The organism is Streptomyces sp. NPDC025784 (genome assembly GCF_055558435.1).
Genome location: NZ_JBVHMN010000005.1, coordinates 187,398 through 201,857, shown reverse-complemented (window position 1 = coordinate 201,857; position 14,460 = coordinate 187,398). Strand labels below are relative to the sequence as shown.

11 protein-coding genes are annotated in these 14,460 nt (G+C 71.7%); 4 read left to right on the top strand and 7 right to left on the bottom strand.

The window, feature by feature from the left end; translation table 11 throughout:
• Positions 1 to 341: 341 nt before the first annotated feature.
• Together ACZ4IF_RS14375 and ACZ4IF_RS14370 are read left to right on the top strand one after the other, a co-directional pair.
• Entirely contained in the window at positions 342 to 974 is a 633-nt protein-coding gene (locus tag ACZ4IF_RS14375) for a S1 RNA-binding domain-containing protein (protein ID WP_467562661.1), read from the top strand.
• 334 nt (positions 975 to 1,308) lie between these two features.
• On the top strand, positions 1,309 to 2,262 hold the full coding sequence (locus ACZ4IF_RS14370) for a serine hydrolase (protein WP_467562659.1): 954 nt from the start codon (positions 1,309 to 1,311) through the stop codon (positions 2,260 to 2,262).
• Positions 2,263 to 2,381: 119 nt separating this feature from the next.
• Here the strand turns inward: ACZ4IF_RS14370 and menC are convergent, their stop codons facing one another.
• From menC to ACZ4IF_RS14355, 3 genes are read right to left on the bottom strand one after another with little or no spacing between them, the layout of a single operon-like run.
• Positions 2,382 to 3,500 (bottom strand): o-succinylbenzoate synthase, encoded by a 1,119-nt coding sequence (gene menC / locus ACZ4IF_RS14365; RefSeq protein ID WP_467562657.1) that lies wholly within the window; start codon positions 3,498 to 3,500, stop codon positions 2,382 to 2,384.
• Entirely contained in the window at positions 3,497 to 4,384 is an 888-nt protein-coding gene (locus ACZ4IF_RS14360; RefSeq protein ID WP_467562655.1) for a GNAT family N-acetyltransferase, read from the bottom strand. The genes menC and ACZ4IF_RS14360 overlap by 4 nt, the downstream gene beginning before the upstream one ends.
• A gap of 47 nt (positions 4,385 to 4,431) precedes the next feature.
• Positions 4,432 to 6,087: a PucR family transcriptional regulator gene (locus tag ACZ4IF_RS14355; protein WP_467562653.1), complete on the bottom strand. Its 1,656-nt coding sequence runs from the start codon at positions 6,085 to 6,087 to the stop codon at positions 4,432 to 4,434.
• Positions 6,088 to 6,249: 162 nt separating this feature from the next.
• Between ACZ4IF_RS14355 and ACZ4IF_RS14350 the strand changes: the two genes are divergently transcribed.
• The gene (locus tag ACZ4IF_RS14350) at positions 6,250 to 7,848 is read left to right on the top strand and encodes an N-acyl-D-amino-acid deacylase family protein (RefSeq protein ID WP_467562651.1); all 1,599 of its coding nucleotides are present in this window, start codon (positions 6,250 to 6,252) and stop codon (positions 7,846 to 7,848) included.
• Positions 7,845 to 8,969, top strand: a complete 1,125-nt coding sequence (locus tag ACZ4IF_RS14345; RefSeq protein ID WP_467562649.1) for a M20 family metallopeptidase — start codon at positions 7,845 to 7,847, stop codon at positions 8,967 to 8,969. The genes ACZ4IF_RS14350 and ACZ4IF_RS14345 overlap by 4 nt, the downstream gene beginning before the upstream one ends.
• 46 nt (positions 8,970 to 9,015) lie before the next feature.
• Here the strand turns inward: ACZ4IF_RS14345 and ACZ4IF_RS14340 are convergent, their stop codons facing one another.
• Genes ACZ4IF_RS14340 through ACZ4IF_RS14325 form a run of 4 tightly spaced genes read right to left on the bottom strand, consistent with a single transcriptional unit; the run spans position 9,016 to position 14,449 of the window.
• A complete protein-coding gene (locus ACZ4IF_RS14340; protein ID WP_467562647.1) occupies positions 9,016 to 10,401 on the bottom strand; it encodes a serine hydrolase domain-containing protein in 1,386 nt (461 codons plus the stop codon).
• Positions 10,398 to 11,381: an oligopeptide/dipeptide ABC transporter ATP-binding protein gene (locus tag ACZ4IF_RS14335; protein ID WP_467562645.1), complete on the bottom strand. Its 984-nt coding sequence runs from the start codon at positions 11,379 to 11,381 to the stop codon at positions 10,398 to 10,400. Before ACZ4IF_RS14335 ends, ACZ4IF_RS14340 begins: the two co-directional genes overlap by 4 nt.
• Before the next feature lie 53 nt (positions 11,382 to 11,434).
• Positions 11,435 to 13,399: a dipeptide/oligopeptide/nickel ABC transporter permease/ATP-binding protein gene (locus tag ACZ4IF_RS14330; protein WP_467562643.1), complete on the bottom strand. Its 1,965-nt coding sequence runs from the start codon at positions 13,397 to 13,399 to the stop codon at positions 11,435 to 11,437.
• A 6-nt stretch (positions 13,400 to 13,405) separates the two neighbouring features.
• Complete coding sequence (locus tag ACZ4IF_RS14325) at positions 13,406 to 14,449, bottom strand: ABC transporter permease (RefSeq protein WP_467562641.1); 1,044 nt, start codon at positions 14,447 to 14,449, stop codon at positions 13,406 to 13,408.
• Positions 14,450 to 14,460: the final 11 nt, after the last annotated feature.

The window sequence follows — 14,460 nt, the reverse complement described above, 5'->3', positions numbered from 1 at the left end:
ATCGGCAGCCCCGGCCGTCTTCGTACTGGTTCACGGCGGGCGCATGACCCGTCGCGGTTTGCGGCGAACCGGTGCGACGGGCACCCGGTGGCACCCTGACGACAACACCATCGCCGAGCCGGCGCACAATTCTTCATGAGAGGCTGGACGGCATGGGGGCGGCATCGGATGATCCGGGTTGTCGGGAGTTCTTGGCGGGAATCCGCATCGGCGATCTCTGCAGCGGGACCGTCGCAGAGGTGACGCGGTCTCAGGGGGTGACGGTCACCCTGGACGGATACTCGGCACGCCCGCTGGGGGTCGTCTGGCCTTTGGACGTCTCGTGGAGTTGGAATCAGTCGGTGGCCGTGAAGGTAGGTCAGCGGATCAGCGCCGAGGTGATCGCCCTTGATCTGGACGAGGGCCATGTCCGGCTGGCGATGACCGCCGCCGAGAACCCGGAACTGTGGGCTTTTCTGAAAGCACGTCAGCGCGGCGAGATTCTTTCCGGCACGGTCACGGCCGTCGAGCGGTTCGGTGTGTTCGTGGCGCTGGACGACGGCCCCGAGCATCCGGTCTTCCCCGGCGTCGGGTTCATCACGATTCCTGAACTGTCCTGGCGCCACATCGAAGCGGTCTCGGACGTCGTTCAGGTCGGGCAGCGCGTCTCGTGCGAGTTCCTCCAGTTCGACACATGGAACGGCGAGGCCAGACTGTCCCTGAAAGGGACACAGCCCGATCCGTGGCAGGCATTGACGGTTGGTCAATCCGTGCGGGGACAGGTCACCAAGCTGGTCCCGTTCGGCGTCTTCGTCCGGGTCGCCGAGGGCATCGAGGGGCTGGTCCATCTTGAGGAGCTCGCCTGGACGCCGGTGGCAAGTCCACAGGATGTCGTCGAGGTCGGCGACGAGGTGACGGTCGTGGTCACGGAGGTCGACCGAAAGCGGCGCAGGCTGGCCCTTTCCCGGCGGCAGGTGTCGCCCGACTCTCGGTGACACCCGCACATCACCGTCCCAAGGCTCCGCGACATGCGCGCTCCGTTTCCTGGAGCAGGGCCAGACCTTGACCCGACGAACCTGCGCGGTGCCGGCGTTGCCCGCGCACAAAGCCGGATCGACACCTTCACTCCCCACCTGTCCCTGCGGACGCCACATGCGCCATGGGCCGACCCACCGCATCGCGACCGCCGACCTTGTCGCCGCCGACGAAGACGCGGCCCTCCCTCGGTGCCCATGCTGCTTCCGCGCCCTCCTTCTGCTCGTTTCCGGTACGGATGACATGGGTGGGGTGCCTCGGAGCGAATTCGACATTCTGGAAGGGGTCACGGTCATGGAGGAGAGCGGGTCGAAGGTCGGCAGCCCGCCCGGCGGAGGCGACAGGACACAAGCCGAACCCGAGCAGGTGCGGCGCACCGTTGCCGCAGCGTTCGCGGCGGCCGGATCCGGCGGCGTCGTCCACGCCGTCGACATCGACAGCGGCGTGCAGTTCGAGTACGGGGCGGACGACCCGGTGGCGCTGGCCAGTGTCTGCAAGATCCCGGTGCTGGTCGAGCTGTACGCCCGGTCCGACGAGGGCACGGTCGATCTGAGCAGTCGCGTGCATGTCCGGGCCACCGGCCGGTCGCCCGGACCGACCGGGTTGTCGGTCATGCTCGACCCGGTCGACCTCTCCCTGCGTGACCTGGCCTACTGGATGATCAGCGTGAGCGACAACGCGGCGACGGACGTCCTGTGCGACCTGCTCGGCCTCGACGCCGTCAACGCCAGGATGAGCGGCCTGGGACTGAAGGAGGTCCGGCTGGAAGGAACGTGCCGGGACGTCTACGACGCGATCGACGAAGAACTCGGCGGCGCCGACGTGCTCGACCTGAGTGATACGGAGGTCGCGCGGCTGCGAGCCTCCCGCGTGCTGCACGTCCCGACCGCCACCCGCGGGACACCCCGCTCGATCACCACCCTCCTCTCGATGATCTGGCGGGACCGCGCGGCGTCGCCCGAGGCCTGTGCGGCGATGCGCCGCACCCTCGGACTGCAGGTCTGGCCGCACCGGCTGCGCAGCGGTTTCCCGGACGACAAGGTGGCCGTCGCGGGAAAGACCGGGACCCTGCCCTTCGTCCGCAACGAGGTCGGCGTGGTGGAGTACCCGGACGGCGGCCGGTACGCCGTCGCCGTCTTCACATGCCCCGATGCGCTGGCCTACGCGAACCCTCCGGCCGACGCCGTCATCGGCACCGTGGCCCGCGCCGCCGTCGACTGCATCCGGGCGGCGCAGCCGACCGACTGATCTCCCCGGGCGTCGCTCGACGCCCGGGTGCGGTCGCGCACCGACCCGTGGCGAACACCGTCGGCAGCCGGATCCCCGGGATCCGGCTGCCGACGGCGTTCGGGCCCGCATCCCGGGGCCTAACGCACGGACTCCAGGTTCACGTACTCGCGCGAGACCGTGACCTCCTCCAGCACGTCGGGCTGGACCTCGACACCGAGACCGGGTGCGTCAGGCACCCGCAGGTGCCCGTCGGACAGGACGAAGGGCGCGGTGATGTCCTGGGCGTAGTAACGCGCCGATGCAGACGTGTCGCCCGGCAGGACGAAGCCGGGAAGCGCGGCGAGCGCCACGTTGGCGGCCCTGCCGATGCCTGTCTCGAGCATGCCGCCGCACCACACCGGGACGCCCATGGCGGCGCAGACGTCGTGGATGCGCCGGGCCTCCAGGTAGCCGCCGACACGACCGGGCTTGATGTTGACGATGGAGCAGGCCCCGATGGCCAGCGCGTCGGCCGCGGCGCGCGCCGAGGTGATCGACTCGTCCAGGCAGACGGGTGTGCGGATGCGCCTGGCCAGTTCGGCGTGGCCGCGCACGTCGTCCTCGGCGAGCGGCTGCTCGATCAACAGCAGCCCGAACGGGTCAAGTTGGGCGAGCCTGGGTGCGTCGGCGACGGTGTACGCGGTGTTGGCGTCCACTTGGAGGAGCAGTTCGTCGCCGAAGCGCTCCCGCACGGCCCGGACGGGTTCCACGTCCCAGCCGGGCTGGATCTTCAGCTTGATGCGCAAGTACCCGGCTTCCAGGTAGCGGGCCACGGCGTCGAGCAACCGGTCGGTCGAGTCCATGATTCCGACCGAGACGCCGGCCGGTACCTTGTCGTGCACCGCGCCCAGGTAGCGGGCGAAGGGCATGCCCGCGACACGCAGTTCGGCGTCGAGAACGGCCATCTCCACGGCCGCCTTCGCCATGCGATGGTCCTTGACCGGTGCGAGCAACGGGGCGACATGGGCGGCCGACACCTCGGGAACGGCGGCGAGTCTGGGCAGGAGGAAGTGCTTGACGACGTGCTCGGCACCGTCGCTGTACTCGGCCGAGTACAGCGGGTCGCTCATCGCCACGCACTCGCCCCAGCCCTCCGCGTCGGGGGTGACCATGCGCAGCAGCAGCAACTCGCGGGCGTGCGCGGTACCGAACGAGGTGCGGAACGGCTCGACGAGCGGCAGCCGTACGCGTCGCAGTTCGCATCCGGTGATCTTCACGAAGGGTTCCTCCGAGTCAGGAGATAGTGCCCGGACCGGGTGCAGGTCCGGATTTCGTAGCCCTCGGCGAGGGCGCCGGTGAGGGCGGTGCGCAGCGCGAGCCGCCACTGCGCGGCACGGGCGGGGTCCTCGCGGCGCACGGCCTCGATGTCCGGGGGGATCCAGCACAGTTGGGCCTCGGCGTCGGTGGGGTGCGGCTCGGGGGCGCCGGCCGGGCCCTGCACCAGCCGCGGCGCGGCGTGGGCGGCATCGGGTTCCGCGGCGCGGCTGCTCGGCATGCCGTCGAGCAGATCGATGACGTGGGGGTCGAGCAGGGGCCAGGTGAGGTGGAGCCGGTCGCTCTGCTGGCCTGCGTTGATTCCGTCGGTCATGTCGCCGTAGAAGTCCGTCAGGTACTCGGTCGCCCGGGCGCCGAGTTTGACGAGGTTGAAATAGGCGTTGCGCCGTATCAGCGGGTCGAAGGTCCAGGTCACGCTCTCGATCCCACGGCGGGTCGCCCAGGCACGCTGGTGGAGTTTGAGCGCGTAGCCGATGCTGCGGCCCTGGGCGCCGGTGTGGACGCCGCTGATGTGGGAGTGCAGGGTCGGCCGGTCGCGCAGACCGAGGAAGGCGACGGAGGCGCCGAGAAGTTCGTCGCCGTCGAAGGCGCCCACCACGTAGTTGCCGGCGTGGGCGAGCGCCCGCAGGACGTCGGTGTTGATCGGCGGCCGGTCGGTGTTCCAGATGTCCGCGAACAGGAGGGCCGCGCTTCTCAGCGCAGGGATGTCGGTGAGTTCGCGCACCACTACTCGGGCACGGGCCTGGGCGGCCGTCGCGGCGGCCGCCGCCCGGTCCGGCGCGTCGGGTGCGGCGCCCGTGAGGGCGGCCGAGGGTGAAGTAGCCACCCCTTCACTCTGTTTGCATCCTCGGGCAAGTGCTTCGTCGCAGCAGATCAATCCCGGCCGGGGACTTGGTGGGGGCCGACGACGTTGAGGCGTCCGGCTACGGTCGGCGCTGTTCTTCCCTCGGCGGCCGTCAGCCGCAACTGCAGCCAGAGCACCAGGCGTTCGTCAGCGTCCCCCAGGTCCACGCCGAACAGCTCCCCGACTCGGCGGATGCGGTACCGGAAGGTGTTCTGGTGGATGTGCAGGCGGTCCGCCGCGACGGTGGTGTCACCGAAGGCGTCGAGGTACGCCAGGAGAGTCTCGGCGTACCGGGTCCCCCTCTCGGCGTCGTGGTTCAGCATGGCGGTGACGGAGGCGAGTCGGATCCGCGGGTTGTCGGCGATGGTCTCTTCGAGTTCCAGCAGGATCGCCTGGCAGCGTACGTCCTCGATGGAAGCGACGTGGGCGCGATGTGGTTCGGCGGCGAGCACCGCCAGGACCCGGTCGGCCTCCTGGCGCGAGCGCGGCACGTCCGCGAAGTCTGCCACCGCGGATCCGATGCCGGCCCGCAGCCGGGTGTGCAGCGACTCCTCGGAGCGGGTGATGACGGTCTCGGCCAGGGACGCCACCCGTGCCTGCGGCACCTCCTCCGGAAGGGGGAGCAGGGCGTAGACGACCTGTCCCTCGACCACACAGGAGGCGGAGGAGGTCAACGTCTCGGCGCAGGCGGTCACCAGGTCCACGACCTGCAGCCCCAGGACGTCGGCCGGCGTGCCGGACGAGGAGGGCAGTTCGAGGGCGAGAACGGTCATCCGGCCGGAGTCGATGCCGAACCTGGCCGCGGAGGGGGTCCTGCCGGCGAGCAGGGAGCGAAGGAGTTCGCCGCGGGCCCGGCGCTCCAGCTCCGTGGCACGGCGCAGCCTGAGCAGGTGGAGCGCGGCCACCCCGGCGGCTTCGGTGAGTGCCTGCTCGGCCTCGGGAGGGAACGGGGTGCCCGACTCCACCGCCCAGATGGAGCCGAGGAGTTCGGAACCCGCCCGGACCGCCACCGCGAGACGGGCCAGCGGCGAGGCGTCGCCGATCCGGATGGCGCCGGGCGCGCGCCACAGCCGCCGGTAGATCCGCATGTAGTGGTCGTCCAGAGGTACCTGGCGTCCGAGGATCGTGTCACGGCGCGCGTCGTCGATCGGCTGACCGGGGAGGTTGGAGTAGGCGAGGACCCGCTGCTGGGGGTCCTCGACGGTGATGGCGCCGCCCACCGTCGCCGCCACGGCGTTGGCCAGGGCGAACAGGTCGCCTACCGCGGCGGCCGAGGGAAAACCCGGCGCGTCCTGCCCGGAGTTGCCCGCGGCGGCGGCGAGCAGCGCGTCGACATGCCGCCAGGGAATGACGTCGGCGACGGCGAGCACCGCGACCCCGGCGGCGTCGGCGGCATCCACCAGCGGGCCGGTGTCCGCCCCGCGGGTCTTGAGAGCTATCGCCGCGGCGCCTGCCCGGCCGAGCGCGGGCAGGGCGTCGAGGAGGGCCGCGGCGTCGGGACGCATACCGACGGCCAGCAGGATCGTCCCTTGGTGGGCCGCACCCTCCTCCTCGGTGACGTCCAGGATGCTGTGCCCGGTCACCGGGTTGTCGCATCCCGCCGGCGCGGCGAGCAGGCGGGCGGCGGATGTCCCGAGCAGGTCGACTATCCGCGCAAGGGAGGGATGTGCGTAAGGGGTCGTCACGTTCCGTCCTTCCAATGCCGCTCACGATCGCACGCCGCACCCGGCGGGCACATGTGCGGGGGCACATGATCGCCGCACCGGATTGGTCGCGGAGGACGAGGTGAGGGTGCGGACCTCCGGCGAGACTGCCGTGCGCAGGCAACCACAGTGAGGAGACATGGCGTGTACGAGCTGAAGTTGCGCGGAGGCACCGTCTACGACGGCCTGGGCTCTCCTGGCGTGCGGGCGGACGTCGCCGTGACGGGCGACCGTGTGATGGCGGTCGGCCGCGATCTGGGGCCCGCCCGCCGGGAGATCGACGTCGCGGGGATGGCGGTCGCGCCGGGGTTCATCGACCCCCACAGCCATTCGGACATGGTCCCGATGATGTCCGATCCGCAGCCCTTCAAGCTGTTCCAGGGCGTGACCACCGAGATCGTCGGCAACTGCGGCTACTCCGCCGCCCCGATGGACGGCGCGGCCGCGAAGGAGGCCCAGGCGTTGTTCGGCGACCTCGCGGCCGGGGCCGCGTACACAGCACGCTCCTTCGGCGCGTACCTGGATGACATCGAGGCCGTCGGCCCCACGAACCACATGGCCGTGATGGTCGGGCACCACACGCTGCGGCTGACCGCCAACGGCATGCGCCGGCAGCTGGCCCCCGAGGCGCTGGCAGCCATGTGCACGCTGGCGGACGAGGCATTCGCCGCGGGAGCCGTCGGCTTCTCCAGCGGTCTGATCTACACACCCGGGGCGTACGCCGACGTCGAGGAACTGGTGGCACTCGGCAAGGTCGCCCACCGGTGGGGACGCCCGTACGCGACCCATATGCGGGACGAGAGCGACGCCCTGGAGGCCGCACTGGACGAGGCGGTCGAGATCGGCCGGCGAGCACGCATCCCGGTGCAGATCTCCCATTGCAAGGCGGCCGGCCGGCCCAACCACGGCAAGTCCTCGATGCTGCTGGGGAAGCTGCACGCGGCGCGGGTGGCCGGCGTCGACGTCCGCGGCGACCTGTACCCCTACCTCGCCGGAGGCACCATGCTCCACGCGCTGCTGCCCCCCGAGGCGCTCGCCGGAGGCGCCGAGGCGCTGCTGGCCCGGATGACCGACCCGGCCGAGCGGGCTCGGCTGCGCGCCAGGGCCGAGGACCCGGCGCGGGCGATGGCGGCGGGGCTCTGGCGCCAGGTGACGCCCGCCGACGTACTGATCACCCGTCACCGGGACACCGGGGCCGCCGGTCGGACCCTGGAGGAGGTCGGCGGAGAGGGCGACGCGTGGGAGACCCTGTGCGCGCTGATCACGGCCGACGTGAACGCGATGATCGTGCCGACCATGATGGCCGAGTCGGACATGCGGACGATGATGGCCGATCCGCTCATCGGCATCGGTTCGGACAATGGCATGCCCACCGGGCTGGATCATCCGCGCACCTGGGGCTGCTTCCCACGCTTCCTCGGCCGCTACGTGCGGGACGAGGCAGTGGTGGACTGGCCGGAGGCCGTCCGCAAGGCGACCTCGGCGAGCGCCGCCCAGTTCGGTCTCGCCGCACGGGGCTGGCTGGGGCCCGGCGCCATCGCCGACCTGTGCGTCATCGACCCGGAGAAGGTCGGCCATGACGGCACCTACGCCGCGCCCGACGCCAGGCCGACGGGCATCCCGTACGTGGTGCTGGCCGGGGACGTCGTGGTGGACTCCGGGGAGTTCACCGGTGAGCGGCGAGGTCGCGTGCTGCGGGCCGGCCATGGCGAGCGAGCCGCCGGAGCGGCGGTGGCGGGATGACACACGCCGCGCTGCTCGCCGCGGCCGCCGCACAGGCGCCACGGATGCGGGCCCAGCTCGCCGAACTGGTGGAGCAGGAGTCCTTCTCCTCGGACCTGCCGGCCCTGCACGCGTGCGCGGACCTGGTCGCGGAACTCGGCGCACAGGCGCTGGGAAGCGCGCCCAGGCGGCTGGAGCTGGGAGGCCGGCCTCATCTGCTGTGGCCGGGTTCGGGTGACGGCGACGTGCTCGTGCTCGGCCACTTCGACACGGTGTGGCCGACGGGCACGCTTGCCGGTTGGCCGTTCACGATGGACGGTGATCTGGCGACCGGCCCCGGTGTCTTCGACATGAAGGCCGGCATCGTGCAGATGTTCGCGGCCCTGCGGCTGCTGCCGTCGGCTGAGGGCGTCGCCGTCCTGCTCACCGGCGACGAGGAGATCGGCGCCCCGTCCTCGCGGCAGCTGATCGAGGACACCGCCCGCGGCTGCCGGGCCGTGCTCGTGCCGGAACCGAGCGCGGCCGGGGCGCTGAAGACCGCGCGCAAGGGCATCGGCACCTACCGGCTGGACGTCCGCGGGCGGGCGGCGCACGCGGGACTTGAGCCGGAGAAGGGCATCAACGCGACCGTGGAGGTCGCCCACCAAGTGCTGCGCATCGCCGCGCTGGGCGACTCCACCGTGGGCACCAGCGTGACCCCGACCGTGCTGTCGGGCGGCTCCTCCATGAACACGGTTCCCGAGCGGGCCTCGGTGCAGGTGGACGTGCGGGCATGGACCGCGGCCGAGCTGGCACGGGTGGACACCGTCCTGCGCGGGCTCGAGCCCGTGGTCGCCGGCGCCGCCATGGAACTGGACGGTGGCGTCAACCGGTACGCGCTGGAGGCCTCCCATTCGGCGGACCTGTTCGCCGCGGCCGCGCAGGAGGCCCGGGCGCTCGGGCTGGCCCCCCTGCGCGGCGTTGCGGTCGGCGGCGGCTCGGACGGCAACATCACCGCCGGGCTCGGGGTGCCCACCCTGGACGGGCTGGGCGCGGTCGGGGATCATGCTCACGCCCCGGGCGAGTACGCCGACTTGTCCGCGATGCCGCAGCGGGCGGCGCTCATGGCGGCGCTCGTCGGACGGCTGCTCGGCACCGGCTGAGCAACTGTCCGCCCTCGGCTCGGGAACCGGCACAGGAGCCGTGCGCTCAGCCGGTCTTCGGCGTGGCACGACCACCGAAGTGGATGTAGCGGGAGCTGTCGGCCAGGGTGTAGAGAACGACGGGCGTCCACGCGGCGAAGTCCTGCTCCCGGGTGACGAAGAGGCCGGCGTCCGGATCGACGGCGGTCAGCGGCATCCGGTGCGGTGGCTCGTCGAGGCCGGCCAGTCCCTCGGTGACGGTCACGGTGAGTTCCGGCGTGCCGTCCTCGGAAGGGGCGAGGTCCATGCGCACGTGGTGTCGCTCGTAGCTCCCGTACCAGTCGGCGAGATCCACGGGGAGGGGCTCCGCGGGCGGCTGCGGCGGACCGGGCACGCGCAGCCCGGCGGTCTCGGGGAGCACCTCGTTCGCGACCGCCCGGAAGAGCTCACGGGTGCGTCCGCCGTTGGTGAGCAGGACGATGACGACGTCCCGGTCGGGGAGGACGCGCAGGAAGGCGCTCTGTCCGATGGTGCCGCCGTCGTGCCCGTACAGGGCACGGCCCTCCCAGGTCGGCAGGAACCAGCCCAGGCCCCAGTGGCCGGCGATGGTCCAGCGGTCCGGCACCGTCACCTGCGGCTCGCGCATCGTGCGTGCGGAAGTGGCCGACAGCACGCGGGTGCCGTCCGCTGCCGCGCCGTCGGCGAGGTGCATACGCGCGAAGGCGACGAGGTCCTCGGCGGTGGCGACGACGATGCCCGCCGGTCCGGCCGAGCGCGGGACGTCCCAGCGTGGCGCGGGTCGCGGCCAGTCGTCGGCTCCGCCGTCCGGCACCGGCAGGTGTCCCATGGCCGCCCGGAAGCGCAACACGTCCTCGGGCAGGGTGAAGGTGCGGTCCATGCCCACAGGGGCGAGGAGACGCTCGCGCAGGGCGGTGTCCCACACTTTGCCGGTGAGGACCTCGATGACCCGGCCGGCGACGCCGAAGCCGGTGTTGCAGTACGACTGGGTGGCACCGATGGGGTGCGACTGGCCGAGATCCGCGCACCGGGCCACGAACCGCTCCAGCACGTCGTCCCCGCGGCCGACGTCGGTGAAGACGTCGCCCTGGATGCCGCTGGTGTGGGTGAGCAGGTGGCGCATCGTCACCGACGCGGTCACGTCCGGGTCGGCCACCTTGAACTCCGGCAGCACCTTCACCACCGGCTCGTCGAGATCGAGCAGTCCCTCGTCCACCAGCTGCATCACAAGGGTGGTGGTCAGCGTCTTGGTGATGGAACCGATCTGGAACAGCGAGTCGGTCGTGGTCTCCACTCCCGTACCCCGGTTGAGCACGCCCGCCGCCGCGAGAACGGTCCGGCCACCGGCGTGGACGGCCAGGGAGGCGCCGGGCACGCGGTACTCACGTGCGAGCTCTTCGAGTCGTCGTCCCAGTTCTGCCTGGTCCAGTGTCAACGTCGCTCCTTCGTAGCGGACTTGTCATCGGTGATGGCCACCGCGGCGGGCGAGGCGTGCTCGCCGTTCGACGGGCCGTCGGGTCCTTCGGCGAAGTGGCAGGCGGCCCGGTGGGGCCGCCCGGCGGCGCCGAGCTGCGGGTCCAGGGTCAGGCACACCGAACGGGAGGCGTTCGCGCGCGGCCCGACGGGACAGCGGGGGTGGAAGCGGCAGCCTTGTGGAGGGTGGTGGGGATCGGGGGCGTCCAGGTCCCCGGACGGCGTGTCGATCTCGCGCCAGGACCGGCCCAGCCGGGGCACGGCTGCCAGCAGGGCCCGTGTGTAGGGGTGGCGGGGCCGGGCGAGGAGCTCCTCCCCGGGCGCGGCCTCCACGATGCGGCCCAGGTACATCACGGCGATGAAGTCGCTGACGTACCGGACCACTTCGAGGTTGTGCGAGATGAAGAGCATCGAGGTGCCGGAGCGGGCCTGGATGTCGCGGACGAGGTTGAGCACCGCGCCCTGTACGGAGACGTCGAGGGCACTGGTGATCTCGTCGGCGATGATGACGTCGGGGCGCACCGCGAGCGCCCGCGCGAGCGCCACCCGCTGCCGCTGGCCGCCCGACAGGCGCCGGGGGAGGATGCCCGCGTGCTCCGGGGACAGCGCGACCAGATCCAGCAGCCGGCCGACCTCCTGGCGGCGCTGCTCGCGGGTCGGGCACGTACCGGCGCGCGCCCGTAGGGCCTCGTCCAGGGTCGCCCCTACCGTCATCCGCGGATCGAGCGAGGCGTACGGGTCCTGGAAGACCATCTGGATCCGCCGTCGGCGGGCCGTGTCCGATGCGATGTCCTCGCCGTCCAGCAGGACTTGGCCCGCGGTGACGGGAACGAGTCCGACGACGGCGCGGGCGACGGTCGACTTGCCCGAGCCCGACTCGCCCACCAGGCTGACGATCTTTCCCGGGGGCACGGTGAGACTCACGCCGTCGACCGCTGTCATGGCTCGGCGACCCCGCCCGAACCGTACAGTCAGTCCCTCGATCCGCAATCCGGTCATGCCGGCCCCGCCTTGGTGGTCGTCGCATCGATACGGTCCGCCGGAGAAGGAGGACGCGGATGCCAGCAGGCGACCCGCCGACCGTCCCGGAACTCCAATGGCGGCTGCTCGCCATGGCACTTGTCCGACGCGAAGCGGCAGCGCGGCGCGAAGGCGCAGCCGGGCGGCAGCTCCAAGAACTGCGGGGGCCGCCCGGGGATGGTGGCCAGCGGCTGATCCCGGTCGCTGCCCATGTGGGGCACGGCAGCCAGGAGCGCCTCGGTGTAGGGATGGGCGGGGCCGTCGAGCAGAGAGCCGACGCCGACGTCCTCGACGATCCGGCCTGCGTACATCACCACCACCCGCCGGCACAACGAGGTCACGACCGATATGTCGTGCGAGATCATCAGGACCGCCGCTCCGGTGTCCTCGTTGATCCTGCCCAGGAGCCGCACGATCTGTTCCTGCACGGTCACGTCGAGCGCGGTGGTCGGCTCGTCGGCGATGATCAGTTCGGGTCTCCCCATCAGCCCCATGGCGATCATGGCGCGCTGTCGCATGCCGCCGGACAACTCGTGCGGGTACTGGGCCATCCTGATGGCGGGGCTGGGCACACGTACCTGGGTCAGCCGGTCCTGTGCGAGCCGCATCGCCTCCGCGTGCGGCAGACCCAGATGGACCTCGCTGGCCTCGGTGAGCTGACGTCCCATCCTCAGCGCGGGGTTGAACGAACTCAGCGGGTCCTGGAAGACCACAGCGGTCGTCGAACCCAGCAGTCTGCGCCGCTCGGGTGCGCGCAACGCCGAGGGGTCCCGTCCGGCGATCTCCAGCCGGCCGGCGATGACCTGGCCAGGCTCCGGAACGAGCCCGGCGATCGCCATGGCCGTGAGCGTCTTGCCACTGCCCGACTCGCCGACGATGCCGACCGTCTCACCGCGCCGGACGTCCAGGGCGACGCCCCGGACGGTGTGCACCGGCCCCGCCGGTCCGGGGAAGACGACCCGAAGCCCGTGCACGCGCAGGGCGTACGCGTCGGCGTCGGCCACGGGCACGGCCGTCTCCTGCCCGGCCGTCCCCGCCTGCGGCAGGCCCGCGGCGGTGCGGCTCCGTGCCCCACCGAACCAGCGCGGACGGGCGTCCCGGGCGGAGGCGACCGCGTCGTCACGGACGAGCGCGGCCGCGGTCTCGCCGAGAGCATTGAAGACCAGGCCGGCGATGACGATGGCGACGCCGGGCCCGAGGGCCGCAGCGGGGGCGGTGTAGATGCGGTTGACGTTCTCGCTGAGCAGACGGCCCCAGTCGTAGGAGGGCGGCTGGACGCCCAGCCCGAGGAAGCTCAGCCCGGACAGGGCGATGAGCATGCCACCGACCTGCAGGGTCGTGGTCACGATCAGCGGTTCCGCGATGTTGGGCAGGACATGACGCAGCATCAGGCGTGATCGGGGCACGCCGAGCATCCGTGCGGCGGAGACGTAGTCCGAACCGGACACCGACGAGGCGAGGGTGTACGTCAGGCGTGCGTAATTGGGTGCGGTCGCGACACCGAGGGCCACAACCGCCCCTTTGGCGCCGACACCCGCCACGGTCGCGACGCACAACGCCAGCAGCAGCGCGGGAAACGCGATCGCGGTGTTCATCGCCGACTCCCATGCCCGCCGGCCGCGGCGGCCGAGGACGGTGGGGAACGCGCCGAGCAGCACGCCGGCCGCCGAACCCAGGGCGGTCGCCAGCGCCGCGAGGATCAAGGAAAGACGGGCCCCCGCCATCACCCGGGCGAACATGTCCCGGCCCAGACTGTCGGTGCCGAGCAGGTGCCGCGCGGAGGGTCCCTGCCGGGCCGCGGCCACATCCAGGTGCGAGGCGTCGGCGCCCCAGACGACGGGGCCGCAGGCCGCCAGGAAGAGCAGGAGAAGCAGGCCGAGTGCGCCCATCATTGCTGTGGGGCCGATCCGGGAGGCGTACCGGTTGCCTTGCTTGGTCACCGTTCCTCAGCTCCTCGTGAGGGTCGAGCGGGGGTCGAGCAGACCGAGGGCCAGATCGACGAAGAGGTTCACCACCAGCACCACCGCCCCCAGGAGCAGGACGATCGCCTGCACCAACGGATAGTCCTGGGCGACGATCGCGCCCACCACGGTGCTGCCGAGTCCTGGCCAGGCGAAGACGTTCTCGACCAGGACGCTGCCTCCGACCAGCGAGGCGAACAGGATGCCGCCGACGGTGAGCCCCGCGGTGAGCACATTGGGCAGTGCATGGCGCAGGTACAGCAGTCGCGCGGGCAGGCGCTTGCTGCGGGCGACCCGCAGGTGGTCCTGACCGAGGACACGGGTGGTCTCGGTGCGGATGATGCGGGCGAGCTGGCAGCTCGGACCGAGCGCCAGAGCGAGCGCGGGCAGAAGGTAGGAGGCGGGTGTGTCGGCGCCGGCGGGTGGCAGCCAGGGGAGGGTCACCGCGAAGACGAAGACCAGGCCCACGCCGATCAGAAAGTCGGGGACGGTGGTGCATATCCCGGTCACGCTGGTGAAGGCGAGATCCGTGCCGCGGCGGCGCCCGCCGTACGTCGCCACGGCCACCCACATACCGACGGGGACAGCCACCAGCGCGGTGAGCAGGAACGCCAGACCTGCCAGCTCCGCGGTCGCCGGCAGCCGGGTGGCGATGACCGACGACACCGGATCGCCGCTGATGAGCGAGGTACCGAGGTTTCCGCTGAAGACGCCCCCCAGGTAGTTCAGGTACTGCGTCAGCAAGGGCTCGTCCAGGCCGAGCTCGGCCCGGCGGGCCGCCACCACAGCGGGGTCGGCCGTGGCGCCCAGAGCGGCGCGCACCGGATCCCCGGGGACCAGATGGACGAGCAGGAACGAGGCCGTGACGACCACGAAGAGCGAGACCGCCAGGCGTACCGCCCGTCTGATCAAGAACCGTGCCCAGGGGGAGGAGCGCCGGACGTCCTCCCCCTGGCGCCCCTCGCCGGCGACGAATGCCCGGGAACCGTCATTCGGGACCGTCACGGGGGCCGGGGATGGCTGAGCCATGAGGTGACGTC